General features: G+C 65.0%; 16 protein-coding genes. 2 read left to right on the top strand and 14 right to left on the bottom strand.

The features are described 5' to 3' along the window. Positions 1-107: 107 nt before the first annotated feature. Positions 108-557, top strand: a complete 450-nt coding sequence (locus tag AC3WLM_RS21225) for a hypothetical protein (protein ID WP_492478755.1) — start codon at positions 108-110, stop codon at positions 555-557. Here AC3WLM_RS21225 and AC3WLM_RS21220 read toward each other — a convergent pair. The 10 genes from AC3WLM_RS21220 to AC3WLM_RS21175 all read right to left on the bottom strand — a co-directional run bounded on the left by AC3WLM_RS21220 (position 551) and on the right by AC3WLM_RS21175 (position 8,926). Then, positions 551-781 (bottom strand): hypothetical protein, encoded by a 231-nt coding sequence (locus AC3WLM_RS21220; protein WP_492478682.1) that lies wholly within the window; start codon positions 779-781, stop codon positions 551-553. The two genes, AC3WLM_RS21225 and AC3WLM_RS21220, sit on opposite strands and share 7 nt — an antisense overlap. A gap of 24 nt (positions 782-805) precedes the next feature. Beyond that, positions 806-1,411: a DUF6927 domain-containing protein gene (locus AC3WLM_RS21215; RefSeq protein ID WP_492478681.1), complete on the bottom strand. Its 606-nt coding sequence runs from the start codon at positions 1,409-1,411 to the stop codon at positions 806-808. Positions 1,412-1,421: 10 nt separating this feature from the next. Continuing rightward, positions 1,422-2,078, bottom strand: coding sequence for a hypothetical protein (locus AC3WLM_RS21210; RefSeq protein ID WP_492478680.1), 657 nt, complete (start codon positions 2,076-2,078; stop codon positions 1,422-1,424). A 104-nt stretch (positions 2,079-2,182) separates the two neighbouring features. Continuing rightward, positions 2,183-2,467: a zincin-like metallopeptidase domain-containing protein gene (locus AC3WLM_RS21205; RefSeq protein WP_492478679.1), complete on the bottom strand. Its 285-nt coding sequence runs from the start codon at positions 2,465-2,467 to the stop codon at positions 2,183-2,185. Continuing rightward, positions 2,464-3,366, bottom strand: a complete 903-nt coding sequence (locus AC3WLM_RS21200) for an ArdC family protein (RefSeq protein ID WP_492478678.1) — start codon at positions 3,364-3,366, stop codon at positions 2,464-2,466. Before AC3WLM_RS21200 ends, AC3WLM_RS21205 begins: the two co-directional genes overlap by 4 nt. A 146-nt stretch (positions 3,367-3,512) precedes the next feature. Continuing rightward, on the bottom strand, positions 3,513-5,042 hold the full coding sequence (locus AC3WLM_RS21195) for a DHA2 family efflux MFS transporter permease subunit (protein ID WP_492478677.1): 1,530 nt from the start codon (positions 5,040-5,042) through the stop codon (positions 3,513-3,515). 6 nt (positions 5,043-5,048) lie between these two features. Next, positions 5,049-6,194 carry an EmrA/EmrK family multidrug efflux transporter periplasmic adaptor subunit gene (locus tag AC3WLM_RS21190; protein WP_492478676.1) on the bottom strand — a complete coding sequence of 382 codons (1,146 nt, stop codon included), beginning with the start codon at positions 6,192-6,194 and terminating at the stop codon, positions 5,049-5,051. Further along, positions 6,191-7,642: an efflux transporter outer membrane subunit gene (locus AC3WLM_RS21185; protein ID WP_492478675.1), complete on the bottom strand. Its 1,452-nt coding sequence runs from the start codon at positions 7,640-7,642 to the stop codon at positions 6,191-6,193. The genes AC3WLM_RS21190 and AC3WLM_RS21185 overlap by 4 nt, the downstream gene beginning before the upstream one ends. Continuing rightward, positions 7,632-8,045: a hotdog fold thioesterase gene (locus AC3WLM_RS21180; protein ID WP_169494313.1), complete on the bottom strand. Its 414-nt coding sequence runs from the start codon at positions 8,043-8,045 to the stop codon at positions 7,632-7,634. The genes AC3WLM_RS21185 and AC3WLM_RS21180 overlap by 11 nt, the downstream gene beginning before the upstream one ends. Beyond that, complete coding sequence (locus AC3WLM_RS21175) at positions 8,042-8,926, bottom strand: alpha/beta fold hydrolase (RefSeq protein WP_492478674.1); 885 nt, start codon at positions 8,924-8,926, stop codon at positions 8,042-8,044. The genes AC3WLM_RS21180 and AC3WLM_RS21175 overlap by 4 nt, the downstream gene beginning before the upstream one ends. Before the next feature lie 73 nt (positions 8,927-8,999). Here AC3WLM_RS21175 and AC3WLM_RS21170 point away from each other — a divergent pair, with 73 nt between their 5' ends. Beyond that, positions 9,000-9,446, top strand: a complete 447-nt coding sequence (locus AC3WLM_RS21170) for a MarR family winged helix-turn-helix transcriptional regulator (protein ID WP_492478673.1) — start codon at positions 9,000-9,002, stop codon at positions 9,444-9,446. Between the two features lie 82 nt (positions 9,447-9,528). Here AC3WLM_RS21170 and AC3WLM_RS21165 read toward each other — a convergent pair whose 3' ends face one another. From AC3WLM_RS21165 to AC3WLM_RS21150, 4 genes are all read right to left on the bottom strand, one after another. Continuing rightward, a complete protein-coding gene (locus AC3WLM_RS21165; protein WP_492478672.1) occupies positions 9,529-11,703 on the bottom strand; it encodes a site-specific integrase in 2,175 nt (724 codons plus the stop codon). Beyond that, the gene (locus tag AC3WLM_RS21160; RefSeq protein ID WP_492478671.1) at positions 11,700-13,487 is read right to left on the bottom strand and encodes a site-specific integrase; all 1,788 of its coding nucleotides are present in this window, start codon (positions 13,485-13,487) and stop codon (positions 11,700-11,702) included. Before AC3WLM_RS21160 ends, AC3WLM_RS21165 begins: the two co-directional genes overlap by 4 nt. Next, positions 13,484-14,875: a tyrosine-type recombinase/integrase gene (locus AC3WLM_RS21155; protein WP_492478670.1), complete on the bottom strand. Its 1,392-nt coding sequence runs from the start codon at positions 14,873-14,875 to the stop codon at positions 13,484-13,486. The genes AC3WLM_RS21160 and AC3WLM_RS21155 overlap by 4 nt, the downstream gene beginning before the upstream one ends. Before the next feature lie 154 nt (positions 14,876-15,029). Beyond that, positions 15,030-15,422: a zincin-like metallopeptidase domain-containing protein gene (locus AC3WLM_RS21150; RefSeq protein WP_492478669.1), complete on the bottom strand. Its 393-nt coding sequence runs from the start codon at positions 15,420-15,422 to the stop codon at positions 15,030-15,032.

The following is a 15,422-nucleotide window of genomic DNA, read 5'->3' as shown; positions in this document are numbered from 1 at the left end:
CTCCCCTCCGCTGTCCGGTTGACGGGGTCTGATCGTTCACGCTACGTTCTTTTGGAAAGGATCACGCCAAGCCCGCTCCCAGCCACCTCGACCATTTCGATCTCGACATCGGCCTGCGCGATGCGTCGTGCGACGAGAACCTGCCGCCGGTGCGCCGGGCGATCGCGGCGCTGTGCATCGGGGTCGGCGTGGATGACGCCTATCTGTCGGTCCGGGAACTGCGCGAGGCAGTGTCGCTGGTCCATGAAAACGCTCCCGGCGGGCGGGCGAAGCTCGCCGGCATCCTCAGCACCCAGTGCGACGATTTCCAGCGGGCGATCTATTATTGCCTTGCCGGGCGCGGCGTGGTCGAGATGGCTGATGCGATGGATTGGTTGTTGACGATCCTCAAGGCCCGCGGCCGCACCGCCGCCTGGCTCAGCCGACTGCGGGTGCGCCGCAAGGACCTCGTTTCGCCCTATGTCAGCGAAGCGCCCGACGGCCCGGTGGTATCGGCCAGCCCGGACTTCGAGCTCGGGCAATCGTGGTTCGTCGAGCGCCGTCCCGTGCCTTACTGATCATCGGGCTCGTCGTCGTTGCAGGTGACGACCCGCGAGACGGTGCGCCCCGGCGCCGCCTTGCTGGCCAGCACCACACGGAAGGGCTGCAACGGATTGCCGGTTTTAACCACGGCGGTGTCGCCCTGGACGTGCTCGGCAACCCGGGTGGCGATCCGGTTGGCGTTCTCGATACTGCACAGGCGCGCCCGCTTGGACGAGCGCTGCGGTGGGGGGTCGGTCATTGCGCTACTCGCTTGGGTGCCGGGTCACGAGGCTGACGGGGCTACGGGCGGCGGCACGATCGTCCAGGCCCGGCTCATCAGCTTGCTGATCTTTACTCCGACCCCGTCGCTCACCCGGCGCAGGATCGTCTTGCGGCCCGATTGGACCACCCGAAAGCTGCGCTCGCTCTGCCCATCGGTGAAGGTCAGCGGCTCGGCCAGCACCAGCATGTCGCCGGGCGCCGGCTTGCGGCGCGTGGTCAGGGCGAGCCGCTGGCGGCAATGCTCGCGCCACTGCGCGGCATATTCGTTGCCGGGTGGTCCGAGCAGATTGAGGATCGAGGCCGGACAGTCGTAATTGTACGGCCCCATCGTTTCGCTCATGTCCTTGTAGCCGAACTCCTCGCCGCTGCGCGCACCGGGGTTCCATTTGACGAGGCAGATGATCGCGAAGGTTTCGCGCGGGGCCTCAAGATCGTAGCTCTGGCAGGCGGCGTAGTAAGCGCCCGAACGGACAGTGGATTTGAGGACCCGCAGGCCCGTCACCCGGCCCTTTTCAGGGTCGGGCAGATAGGTGCACTGGTTGTCGAGATAGGCCTTCGGCGTGGCGAACGGGGCCATGCCGCCGCGTGACATGAACAGCCAACCCATGGCGGTTCTCCTAGACGAGCGCCTGTTGGCGCGGATTGATGGAAAGGCCGGTCTCGCGAACGACGAGGGCGCGGAAGCTCTGCGGCGCGGCAAGGACTGCGATGTCGCAGAAGTGGTTACGGTCGCCCAAGTAGTCCTGGCGGCCCTTGCAGCGGCGGAACATGACCTCGCGGCCCTGACGGATGCAGGGAATGGAGACCTGGACAAAGATCTCGTCGGCATGGAGGGTGATCTCACCCGAGACGGCGGGCCCCGCAAAGTTGCTGCGCAGGTCGTACTGGTCGGGCTCCAGGCCTAGATGACGGGCGGCGACCCGCAGCGCCGAACGCGCCTCGCGGTGGAAGGCGCGCTTGGCTTCGGGATCGTAGCCGATGCCGCGGCGAGCGAGCGCGACGAGCGCGGGTTTCGATTTCAGCTCGTCGATCTTGGCGAGGCACTGCCGGCGCAGCGGCAGATCTTCGGCGAAGGTTTCATCGGACGCATGGCCCAATGCGATGCGACCGACGTGGCGGGCGAGCAGGATGGTCGCCGGATCGCGCGCCGGATCGATCCCGGCGTTGCGCGCGTCCTGCATCGCATCGACAACGGCTTGGGTAGCGGTGGCAATGGTCGCGAGCGCGTCGGGCTGCAGGGCACGGCGATAGCGGAAGTCGAGATCGTAGTTCATCGGTGAAATCTCCCTTTGCGCCCCCTGGCGCATCGGGCTCCCACCCCCTCCCCTTCCCGCTCGCGCTGCGAGGGTCCGCAAGTGCCCCGGCTTTCCGGTCGCCGTCAGGCCGCCTCCTTGAGTTCGTCCGCCAAAGTCGAACTCAGCGCGGGATCGAACCGACGGAGCCACTTCACCGCCTGCTCGGCCTTGGCCGCCGCGTGAAGGATCGCGGTCTTGTCCCCGCGCAGGATCTTCATCCAGTGGTGGATGTAGGAGGCGTGGCTGTCGTGGAGTTCATTGGGGAGCCCGTATTCGGCGCAGAGGGTGGCCTGACACAGCGAGGCGACATATCCTGACAGTCCAGCCCTAATCTGACTTCGAGCGCTAATTTTCCGGACGCACGTCATGCAGCGATTTCCTGGGTCTGAGGTTGCTGGGCATGCATCCAGTCGGCGGCGGCCTGCGCCTTGCTGGCAGCGGTGAAGATGGCGCGAGGATCGTTCTTCAGCACACGCAACCACGATGCCACGTATGCCGCATGATCGGCGCGCGGATGGTGGGCGATCCCGAGGTCGGCGAGCACGAACGATGCTGTCAGTTCGGCGCAGATCTCCTCGATCGCCAGGCTGTCGCGCTTGAACCGATCGGCAAAATTGCGGTCGAGCCTGTGCTTTGCGCCCGTAGCGTGGCCGGCTTCGTGCAGAAGGGTGCCCATCTGCGCCGATGCATCCCGAAACGCGGAAAAGGTCGGCATGAAGATGTGATCGAGATCGATCCGGTAGTGCGCATCGTAGGCGCCTTCGGTGATCGGAATCTTCAGAGCCGCCACGAATGCCTCGGCATTTTCGAACCGCTCGCTCTCGGGCAATACCGCGACAGGAGCGGGCTCATAGCCCTCGACCTGTGCGAGGTTGAACACGGTGAAGGCCCGGGCGAACATGCGGCCGGGGCCGGCTTCGCCGTCGTAATGATCATCGTCGGCGCGTGATGCGGTCTGCTTCCAGAACACGACGGTAGTTCCGCGTTCACCCTTGCGGACCTGTGCGCCGAGCGCTGCCCACTGGCGATAGGTCCCCCAAAGACCACTGGAATAGCTGCTGGCCTCCGCGGCGATCCAGAGCGCGAGCACGTTGACACCGCGATAGCGCCGGCGAGAGGTGACGTTCTGCGGCCTGGTCGTGGCAGCGCCGTCATGGTGCCAGGGCATGCGCCAATCGCCGACACCGACTTCGATGGCGGAGACAATCTCGGTGGTGATGCGCGAATAGACGTCGGCCCGCGGCGTCGCGGGGTGGGATCGGGACATGGCGGGTCTCCATGGCGGGCGGAGGGAAAGTCTCTTCCGCTCCTTCAGCCCGTCACCCGCTACACGCCTCCTCTACCTCTCTCGCCCCGCCTGAGGCGGGGCGAATGCTGCTATTGGATGAACCAGCGCTCATGAATGGCGGCGCGTCAATGCCCCATCGGCATCCCGCCAATCTTCGCGGGTCGCGGGGCAAGCCAGATGAGACACGCGGCAAAGATGAGGATGGCGGTGGTCGCCCAGAAGGTATGGATGAGCGCCATGGTTGTCGCTTCGAGGTCGACCATATTGCTGAGCATCTGCCGTACCTGGTCTGGTGGGAAGCCGAGTCCCGCAAGGCTTGCCTGTGCCGCTTCCGGCTGCAGGACTGCGACCGCGTCGTTACGCGCTAGGCGTTGGGTATCACCCCAGTAGGAAAGTGTGATTGAGGTCGCCACGGCGGTGGCGATGGTTCGCATGAAGCTTTGCAGGCCGGCGGCCGATGCCACCTCGTTCTCGTCGACCGTGTTGAGCGTCAGGGTCATGAGCGGGAGCATCATGAAGGTGACGCCCAGTCCCTGAACGAACTGCGGGATGCTGAGGGTCCAGAAGTCCGAATCTGTCGTCCAGGTTGTGCGCAGGAGGGCCATCGCTGCGATCCAGGCAACGCCGCCTGAAACGAGAAGGCGCGGGTCGAGGCGGCTCATCAAAAAGGCTACCAGCGGCGCGGTGATAAGTCCGCCCATTGCTGAAAACGAAGAGGACAAACCGGCAGCGGTCGCAGGAAATCCGAGCCAGGCTTGCTGCCACTGGGGGACAACGACAAACCCCGCGAAGTATCCGGCAAATGCGAGCGACAGAACAGTCAGGCTGACGCTGAAGCCACGGTGCCGCAGAACTCGCAAATCGACGATCGGGTGATCCTCGCCCAACTCCCAGATAATGAAAACGATAAAACCCACAGCAGAGGTGATCGTCAGCGCCACGATCATCGGGTCGGCGAACCAGTCGTGGTTACGGCCAAGGTCAAGCAAGATCTGGAGGCAGCCGACCCAAAGTACCAGCAAGGCAAGGCCGACAAAGTCGATCGGCAGGATCTGCCGCTCGGTCTCGATCGGCCTGAGCAGCGCGAAACCAACCACGATGCACAGGATGGCGACGGGCACGTTGATCAGGAATATCCAGTGCCAGGAGTAGTTGTCGGTTAGATAGCCGCCAATCATCGGGCCGACCGCAGGCCCCATCAGCAGAGTGATGGCCCAGAGACCCATTGCCATGTTGCGCTTTTCCGGCGGGAACACGTTGAGAAGCAGCGTTTGCGACATGGGCATCAGGAAGGCACCAAAGATCCCCTGACCGATCCGACTGGCAACCAGCATACCCATCGTTACCGAGATCCCGCACAGGAATGAGCAGATCCCGAACCCGACCATGCTGAACAGGAAGGTGCGTACCGATCCGAAGCGACCGGCGATCCATCCGGTCAAGGGGACGCAGATCGCCTCGGCGACTGCGTAGGAGGTGATAATCCATGCGCCTTGTTCAAGCGTGATGCCGAGATTGCCCGCGACGTGCGGAATCGAGACGTTGGCGATGGTCAGGTCGAGAATGACCATGAAATTGGCAAGCGCAAGCACCAGCCCGGCAACAAGCTGCCGGGACGGGGCAATTCCAGCGCCTGATGAAGCGGTCTCGCTCATCTGGTTTCACTCACCGGAAACATCGATCTCGACTTCCATCGACAGCCCGACGCGCAACGGGTGCTTGCGCAGTTCGGCAGGATCGAGTTCGATCCGCACCGGCAGGCGCTGAACAGTCTTGATCCAGTTGCCGGTGGCGTTCTGGGCGGGGATGATTGCCATCGATGATCCCGTACCGCCGGCCAGCCCGGTGACCTTGCCGTGGTAGACGACATCGCCGCCGTAAAGATCCGACTTGAGGGTTACAGCCATGCCAGGACGGACACGGCCGAGTTGGCCTTCCTTGAAGTTGGCATCGACGTAGAGCTTGTCGATCGGGACGATGGTCATGATGGTCTGACCGGGGCTCAGGCGCTGCCCCACCTGAATCTGCAGGCGGCTCACCACCCCGGAAACCGGCGCGCGAATTTCGGTACGCTGGAGGTCGAGCAAGGCGGCATCGAGCCGGGCCTTGGCCGCCTGAACCGCTGGGTCGGTATCTACGCTGGAGCCGCGCACCAGGGCATCGTTGGCGGCAAGTTGCCCTTGCGCGACCCGGCGGGCTGAAGTGACTTCGGAGATGCCCCCGCGGGCCGCCTCGAGCGCCGCGTTGGCGGAGGCATAGGCCTTGCGCGCCTGGGTCAGTTCCTCACCCGAGATCGCGCCGCTGGCAATGACGGCCTCACGGCGCTGCAAGTCGATCCGCGCCTTTTCGAACTCGGCCTCTGCAGTGCGAAGTCGCGCCCGGGCCTGTACGAGACCGGCGCTTGAGGTGTCGATCTGGGCCGACAGCGCGCTGTTGGTCGCAACCGCCTGCCCGAATTTGCGGCGGGCGGCGGCAAGATCGGCTTCGGCCTGCGCAACGGCGATTTTGGCGTTGGCCTGGTCGAGCCGGACCAGGACATCACCCGCCTTCACCTGCTGCGTATCTTCGACCAGCACCTCGATGGCCGATCCGGCAACCAGCGGCGTGACCTGCGCCATTCGCGCATTCACGTAGGCATTGTCGGTGCTGACATAGTTGCGGGCGACCAGCACGTACCAGGCACCCCATGCGAGAGCCGCCACTGCGAGCACGATGGCCAGGCGCTTGAGCCACATCGTCCGGCGTGCCTTGCGAAAGGCGGACAGTTCCGGATCGACTTCGGCAGCTTGTGTCGCAGTATCGCTCATTGCTCGGTCTGTCCTGATGGTTGGGTAGTGCCCGCGTCGAACCCGCCGCCCAGTGCACGGATCATCGCCAGCGTCGCGCCGCGTTCGTATGTCTCAAGGCCGATGACTGCGACGCGAAGGTCCTGCACACCGCGTTCGCTGGCGAGGACGTCGAGGTAACTGGCAAGCCCGGCCTCGTAGCGTGTGCGCACCAGGCCTAGCGCTTCCTCGCTTGCGGCCAGCGCCGTGCGGGTTGCGCCAAGCCGCTTGTCCGCTGCGTCGCGCTGGGTCACCGCGTCGGCAACCTGCTGGTACGCGGTGACAACGGTCTGGTTGTAGTTTGCGACGGCCTCGTCATAGGCGGCCTCGGCACTGCCATATTGCGCTTTGAGCGCGCCGCCCTGAAAGATCGGCAGGCTGATGGCCGGACCGACGCTTCCGAACAAGGAGCCGGAATCGACGAGATTGCCGAGACCGAGGGCCTGAAGGCCAATCAGCGCCCTGAGGTTGATCGACGGGAAGAACCCGGCCCGCGCCACTTTGACGCGGCTCGCCGCCGCTTCCACGCGCTCGCGCGCGGCGACGATATCGGGCCGCCTGCCAAGCAGGTCGGTGGTGACACCGGCGGGAACCCCGCCGGGTGTCGAGGGTGCAAGCGGCGGACGGGTAATCGACGTTCCCCGATCCGGGCCAGCACCCAGGAGCGCGGCAAGCTGGTTGCGGCGCATGCCGATGTTCTCATCGACGGCTGCCAGATCCTGCTCCGCCAAGGCAACTTCGGCATCGGCGCGGCGCAGGCTGGCGAGGTTGTCGAGCCCGTTGCGCTGGCGCTGGGCGACAAGATCGCGCATCGAGCGGCGGTTGGCGAGCGTGGCCGCTGCATTGTCGCGCTCGCGGTAATGGCGCCCGAGCTCTGCGTAGGCGGCGGTTATCGCGACCGAGAGCACGAGGCGAGCCTGCGCCGCATCGACAACCGCCGCGCGGGCTTCCGACGTTGCGGCAGCATAGGCGGCTCGATTGCGCCCCCACAGGTCGAGGTCGAAGCCGAAGCTGAGCGAGGTCTGCCCGTAATCCTTCCACCCATCGGGCAGGAACTGCGCGGGGATACCGTTGTTGCCACTCTGGCGGCGCAGACCGCCTTCGGCCTCGGCACCGATCGAGGGGAGCCGTGCGGCTCCGACGCGCTGCGCCTCGGCTTCGGCGCGCCTGACCCGCGCCACCGCCACCGCAACCTGCGGCGAATTGGAAAGGCCCTCCTCGATCAGCGCGGTCAGTTGCGGATCGCCCGCCAGGCGCCACCATTGGTCTGGCGGCCAGGCCGTATTGCCGCGCGCGGCCAAGGTCTGCGCAGCCTCGATTGTGTCGGCGGTTTCCATGACCGGACGAACTCCGGCGTCGGGGACCGCAACGCAACCCGCCAGCGCAAGCACTGCCAAGGCTCCCGGAGCAGCTAAGGGCTTAGCCGACATAGGCACCCCGTCCGCTGGCCAGCAGCCTGCCCTCGGCATCTTCGATCCGGGTTTCGGCAACGCTCAATTGCTTGCCCAGCTTGACCACCCGCCCGATCGCGCGCAGCGGCCCCGAAGTGGCGGGTCGGTGGAAATCGACCCGCATGTCAGCCGTCGCACGCGCCGATCCGCCGAGCGCGTTGATGGTGTAAAGCCCGGTCAGGTCGATCAGCGCCGAGAGGACACCGCCATGGGCCGATCCGATCATCGGGTTGGAGACGATTTCCTCGCGCCACGGCATCTCGAGGATCAGCGCCTCGTCTGTCAGTTCGGCGATATCCAGCCCCAGCCATTGGTGGAACGGCGCGATGAGCAGCATCGCACGGAGCTGTTCGAGGTCGACCTTCGCTGCAGGTTCACTCATGCCGCGATCTCCGTTCCGTGTGTCCGCATCAGGAAGTCGAGGATCGCATCGCCAAAGGCGTCGTTCTGGTCGCCGACTACCATATGCGTCGCATCGGCGATGTCGCTGTAGGCGGCGTGGGGAACCAGCGCGCGGAAATGCGCGACGGCTTCGGGCGAGACCAGATCGCTCGATCCGCCCCGGATGAGGTGGACCGGCAGCGCAAGCCGCGCGGCGGCTTCGCCCAGTTCGCCGCGTCCATAGTCGCTGCCATCGCCGCGCTCGGCGTTGCGACGCATGATGCCATCGATGAAGGCTGGGTCCCAATGCCAGTAATAGCGCCCATCGCTCTTCTGCCGCAAATAATGGGCGAGACCGGACGACGCCTTGCGGCTTGGGCGATGGGGGAGATATTCCGAAATCACCCGCGCCGCTTCTTCCGGCGAGGCAAAGCCTTCGCGCGCGTGCGCCGCCATGAAACCAACCACGCGCGTCACGCCGCCCGCCTCCATTTGCGGGGTGATGTCCACAAGGGTCAGCGAGGCGAAGCTGCCGGGGGCGACCTCGCCTTCGGCCATGATCCCGGCCAGCCCGCCAAGTGATGCTCCGATCAGCGCGGGCTTGCGGTCGAGCGACCCGGCGATGGCGACCAGATCGCCAGCGAAATCGACAATGTCATAGGCTCCGTCATCGGCCCAGGCGCTGTCGCCATGCCCGCGCAGATCGAGCGCGATGGCGCGAAAGCTGTGATCAGCCAGCATCGTCGTCACCCGCTTCCACGCCCGCTTGGTCTGCCCGCCGCCGTGGGCGAGCAGCACCGGCATACCCTGCTCAGGGCCTTCAATCAGGGCGGCGATGGCATGGCCGGAATGGCCGGACAGGGTGACGGGCGGATTCGACATGCTTTTATCTTACTGTATGATGCCTTACAGTAAAGGCTGTCCTTTTGGCCAATCGGAAGCTATGAGCCGTGGCATGGCGAACACGTCCGACCAGCAGAGCTACCTCACCGAGGCCGATGGGCTGGTGTTCCTGGTTGAGGAGGTTCCGCGCAAGCTGCGCCGCGTGTTCGATTCCTCAACCGCCAAGTTCGGGCTGACCCGAACCCAATGGCGCGCTCTCGCCTATATCTTCCGCACCCCCGGTCTGACCCAGACCGAGCTCGCCAAATGCCTCGAACTGGAGCGCGCCAGCGTCGGTCACGTCATCGACCAACTCGAAAAGGCGGACTACGTCGAACGCCGGGCGGTGGAAGGCAACCGCCGGGTGTGGACCTTGCACCTGCTCCCTAAGGCCATCGCCATCCTGCCCGCGCTCAGAGCGGAAGCCGATGTGGTCTATGAGCGGTTGCTCATGGGCATATCGGACGATGAAGTTGCCATCTTCAAGCGACTTCTGGCCACCATGTCCGCCAATCTGTAGCCTTCTAGCCGGGCTGCGGCCGATAGCTGAAATGTCGACGCCGCAAGACCAGGTCGGCTTCCTTTTATGCTTGCGGGGGGTATCAGACTTGCCTCGCTTCGGGATCGATCTGCGACAAGATCCTCTCGATACGCGTTACCTCGGCCTCAAGCGTTACCCGCTGCGGTTCAGGAAGCCGCTTCTCGCGCAGCAACAGCCGCGCCTCGTCAGCTCCGCGCTGCCAGACCGGGCGATGCCGCTCGACAATACAGGCATTGGGGCAGCGGACCGGCTCGCACATGGCGATCATTGGTCCGGTCGCACCCGGTTCCGAAATGCGGTTAAGGCACAGGGCAGTTGCCGGATCAAAGAAGCAATCGGCCAGCGGTCCGACATGCAATGTCCGCGCGAGACTGCCGAGCATCGTGCGCAGGCGTGGCCGGTCGGCAATCATGGCGGGTAACGGCGCCAACTCGTGGGCGGCAGTATCGAGTGCGGCTCCGATCCTGTTCGCGGCAGGTCCGCCAAGGCGCGCGCCACCTTGCCGCTCGTCGAAGTAGACGAGGATATCGTCGATCTGGCCAAGCGCGCGCTGGGCTTCGATCTCTCCGCGAAATCCGGACCGGCTGCTGCCGGCATAGCCTTCGAACGCCGCAACGCTGGCGTGCTTGTACTGGATCATGCCGGCAATCGTCCCAAAGGGCCGGTTGGCGATGTGCCAGGCGATGGTCCGGCGAAACTGGCGTGTGGTCAGACGCCAGGGCGCGCCATTGGGGCCGGCAGGAATGATCGGTGCCTGCGCCGTTCCGAACCGGTCGTTGAGATGATCGCGAAACCGGTTGAGTTGCCGGACGATCTCTGCAGAAACGTGTGTCTTGGTATTGGCCCGAAGCGCGAGGACCGGCCACAAGGTCGTTGTCCCGCGCGCTAGGCTCGCCCGCGCGGAAAGCCGTTCGAGGACGGCGATGGCTTCGGCAACCGGTGCGATCGTGACCCACTCGGCCTCCTCGCCGCCTCCGCGCTTGCCCTTGTAAGCGGTGGACTTGATGCGATGCCGCAAGATCGCACCGTCTTCTGCTCTGGTGATGGACAGGCATCCCCGCTTCATCGCCTGGATCTCGCTGTCCCGCATACCTGAGAGATAGGCACAAACGACGTAGGCTGCCGACTGCAGCATGACCTCTTCGAGAGCCAGGACCTTGGCATCGAAGCGGGTGCGCCAGGGCAGGCCAGTATCGGGATCGGCCGAAATGGGCGTATCCATCCCGCCGATCTCGGTGCCGAGTTCTGCGATGGCGGCGGCGATGAGGTCCGGCGCGCCGGTGGTGAGGCCAAGGTGCATGGCAGGTTCAACCTGCGCGTCGATGCCAGCGTGAAGGTGGATCAGATGATAGTTGATCGGCGGCGTGACATCGCCGCTTTGCGGATCTGTCCGCGTTGTGCCGTTGTGTGGCGTGGTCCAGATCGGAATCCCGCGCCCTTGTCGCCGCAAGGCGGCAATATGGGTGTTGAGGCGGTGGCGTTGTCGCGACCGTCGATCCGGATGATCAAGACCTGCCTCAGCGGCAACCAGACGGTCGCGTTTTGCTTCAAGGCGATCGAGTTCCGCCCGCGCGGCGAGGATGTCATCTGCATAGCAGGTCACGTAGCGCAGCGACCAGGCGAGCAGCGGGGTGATGATCGCTTCCGGAATGCGCGGCGTCCGGTTCTCTCCGGCGATATGCTTTGCTCCCGCCACCGAAAACGGGCTGCGGCCGGGCCATGGCTCAAAGGACAGGCGTGCGGTCGTCAGATGGTGGCGCAACTCGTGCAGGTCGAAGATCACGCGCAGCCGGGTAGCGACTGCAGCCGGACGCAGCCCGGCAAGGCGCAAAGAGCGGGCGTAGCGATCGGCCAAAGGCTGATCGACCCGGCCGAGATCGAAACGACCCAGCTCCGCCTTCACGAAGTCGAAAAAGCGCAAGGTCCGGTTGGCCTCGCCGCGCACTCCCGCCGGCTCAAGCCGTGAACGGTGGCCGGGTAGATCGACATTGAGCCGCGCATGCAGAATCTGGCGCAGGGCATCGGCGATAGATGGGTCTTCGATGCCGTCGAAATGTACCGTGACATGACACCGCCGGGCATTGTCGCGAAACACGCCGGGAGCCAGATCCCAGACCGGATCGCCATATCGCGAGATATGCGCGCGATCGACCCCAGGGCGGAGCGGTGCGGAGATGAGCACCGGGAAGGCGTCACGTCCATTGCAGCTGTCGGCCAGAAGCTCGAGAGCGGTCATGCGCGGGCCTCGGGTGGCAGGTAAACCATGGGAGGTTCGGCCGCGGCCTGCGCCCGGGCCCTTGCCACGACATCGTCGCCGAAGGCGGGCAGGATCTGCTGAACAATGCGGTCACGGGCATGGCCGAACTTGGCTGCCCACTCGGCCGCGCTCAAACGGGCTCGCTGATCATCAACGAAGGTGAGGAACGCGAGGATGGCGGGCAGCTTGCGCGCGGTGATGACCGCGTTGCGACAATCTAGGCAACCCCAGAATGGCGTGGGGCACGCGGTCCCGGCAGATGCAAAGGGACTGGAATAGAAGTTGCCGCAGCTGGCAAGCCAGACGTCCTGTTCGCCGTCGAGAAGTGCGCGCGAGATGCCTTCATCATCCGGAGCGGGGCTCGCCAACTCGCCGCGCAGTCGCTCTTCCTCTGGAGGAAGAAGGACCCTTGGACCGGTCAGCGCTTCTTCGAGGGCATCCGCCACGGCCTGCTCGTGCAGCGGTCTGAGTGCCGGAATATCGGCGTAGTGCCGTGCCGCGATCTCGGCGGTATGGCCGACGGCGAAGCGGGCCATGTGCCCTTCAGTCTTGAGGTACCACAGGGCCTTGTGCGTCTTGCGTAGCTGCGAGAGGCGCAGGAATAGTGGTCGACCGGCGTCATCGACAATGCCGTGACGCTGCGTCCAGGCGTCGATCGTCATGCGCGGATGGCGGATACCAGCGGTGATCTCGTTGGTCTGATAATAGACCCAAAGGTTGTCGCTGGGGTTATGCACTCTGGCCTTGGCGGAGAGTGCGATGATCCGCCGGATCAGGCCGCCCGGTGTCGACGAGCCGCCATCGCGGACCCGGATGGTCTTGTGTTCGGCACCGTGGGCGCGAAGCTTGGTATAGGCGACATCGACGGTGCCGCCCGAAGCGTTGCGCAAGCAGTCGATGGTGAGTGACTTGCAACACTCCAGCTCAAGCCCCGTGTCCAGCGAGAGCAGAACGAGAAGCGGCACGACGTCGTGTGCGGTAAGGTAGTGGGCAGCATGGAGGCTCAGGTTGAACCTTGCGCCGCTCAGTTCGCGGATCCACCGCAGCTTATACAGGCTCTGACATGCCGGATCACGGTGGTGCAGCACGCCGCGCTCTTCGATGGCAGCGTGGGCTTGGCGGTATGCGCCTTCGATCTCCGGCACCTCATCGAAACGCGGCCCCGCCCGCAAGCGCGCCTCGATCGCAACGAGATCGGCGCGTGCCGCATCGCGGAGTTGGCGAGCGACATACGGACTGTAGGCATCGCGTGGACGGGGGCGAACGTGGGGGTGTGAGCTGACGTAGCGCAGCCGTTCCCGCAAGCCAGGATCGACAAGCTCGGGACTATCGGCCGCAATGCGGCGAAGGACAGAGACAACCTTGGCAACATAGGTCGGCGCGTGCCCGCGCGACTTGCCCTGCGCGGCGAGCCATCGCTCGAACCCGTCGATGTGGTCGGCGCGAAGGTCTGCCGGGCCGTTGATCCGGTCGCCTGTCCTGGCAAGATAGGCAAAGAAGCTCGGTAACTGCGTCACGTATGTCTTGATCGACGAACGCACCAAGATGGGGCCGCGCGGGGCAACGAGCATGAACAGGCCGCGGGCAAAGGCGAGAGCCAGGCCACGGGGCCGCAAGCTGGTGAAATCCACGAGCAACTCGCCGCCGTATGGCGGATCGATCATGAAGCGCAGCGTGCTGATCCGCGACCATGGATCGGCCTCGGGCGCAGTCGCGGCGGCCCCGAAACTGACCTTGCGCCCTTTGCGTGGAGCAGCGGTCATGATGGAAGATAGCCCGGTACGAGTGCCAACAGCTCTTCGACCGCCGCATCGACGGTATCGGCACGCGTGGCAAGGTGATCGAGATAGATCGAGGTCGTGGCGAGGCTTGAGTGGCCAAGCAATCGCTGCACCTGCTGAAGCGGATCTCCGACCAACTGGCGATAACCTTCCATAGCGCCCACCGGTGCCGCCGCCTCGGCAAGGCGGCGCTGGATCAGCATGGCCAGCATGTGGACCGCGAACGAATGCCTGAGCTGATGGGGGCTGACCCGGACCGGGATGCCGGCATCCGTGCAACGGCGGCTCGCCCGTGCGAAGATCGCTTCCCACGAGTTGGGGAGCACAGGATGCCCGACCTCGGTCAACCAGAGCACCGCTGCTTCGCAGGGCGTTCCGTCGCCATCGCAAATGACGAGCCTCCCGCGTTCATCCGGTGTGACGACCTCCAAGTCCATTGTCCCACCGCCAACGAGATGCAATGCGCGCGGCCCGAATGAGGGGCGGTGGATGAAGATCGGGCGGTCGATGGCTTCCCAGCCACGGCGTCTTGCGAACTTGGCGACGGCTTCGGCTCGCTCCACGGCGAGATAGGCGTCAAACACCGGTAACAAGCGGCGCGGCAGCAACATGCTACGCCCCCTGTCCCCCTTGGTGAGTGCCGCCGGAAGCTCTACCCGCCGCTGACGTTCCGCGCGGGCGCCGCCAACCGGAATCTCGGAGGCGAGCAGAAAGGATGCCTCTTCGAGGCGCAGGCCGGTGGTGACCAGCAGGTCCGCGAACAGCGCGTTGCGCGCGCCATTGCGGTCACGTGCTCCAGGGCGCTCGGTTCCCTCTACGGTCAGGCCGCGCAGGCCGACCTCGCGGAAGGCGCGGTAATCGGTGAGATCGATGAAGCGGACATCGGACCGACGGGCCGCGCGTTCATAGGCGTCGTTGCGGCCCGTGACGGCCCCTCGACGCCCTCCGTGCGAACTTCGCCAGACCTGACGGTGGGTAAATGGTGTGCGCTCGATCAGACCCTCCCGCTCGGCCCATCGATAAAGCTTGTCGAGCGAGGCAATCGCCCGGTTCCACGTCGACGCCGAAACCCGGAACTCAGCGTCACTACGCCGACGTGCCCGATGATAAGCACTGACATCATCGGTATCGGCTTGCCAGACGGACTTGCCACAGACTGAGGCGAGGAAGCGAGCCCAGACCAGGACATCATAGCCGTGGGCGCGTAGCGAATGGCGAGACCGCGCCCCGTTCAACGGCAGATCAAGAAAGTAGCGGTCGAGGTCTGGATCGTAGATCTCTCCACCTCGCAGGATCACCGGAACGTAGGAATCCAAGCCATCCGCCGCCCGGCGTTCCTGAATGACGATCGACGTGTCTGAAGTATCCACAGCTTGCCAGTCCCTCCCCCGGACCCCCTCCCGACTCCAGATCGCGCATGTTGCGCGGCTGCGGGACGGTGGCCATCAGGCCGGACTACGCCAGCTTATGGATAGCGCTTCATCCGGCCTGATGCCCCCCTGCGTTGTACCAAGAACATACCGTTCAATGGCGCGTCAGGCACGGTGCAGACTGTCCAGATAAGGCGACGATTTCTTCGAAGGCATAGGCATCGTCCCCGAAGCGCTTGCCGAACTGGCGGTTGAGCCGCTTGGCCGCCCCCGTGGCGTGGCCGAGCTCGTGGCACCGGGTCGAGAAGTAAGCCTCGATTGAATGGAACGCGTTTGGCGTCGGCAAGGTGACTGTGTCGGTGGCCGGCGAGTAGTGCGCGCTATCACCGCCGTGGACAACGCGGATCGGGATCGCGTCGAGGAAGGCTTGCACCCCGGCCGAGAGTTCACCGATCGCCTTGGGGTCCAGCGGCTCAGGGTAGTAGTGCGCCGGCAGCCCCTCGATCTGCGAGGGTAGGGTAGGCCCGCAATGTCTCGGAGAGAACAT

It is taken from the genome of Novosphingobium sp. FW305-C-30-35, from assembly GCF_058783135.1.
This window is presented reverse-complemented; position numbering and strand designations above follow the sequence as displayed.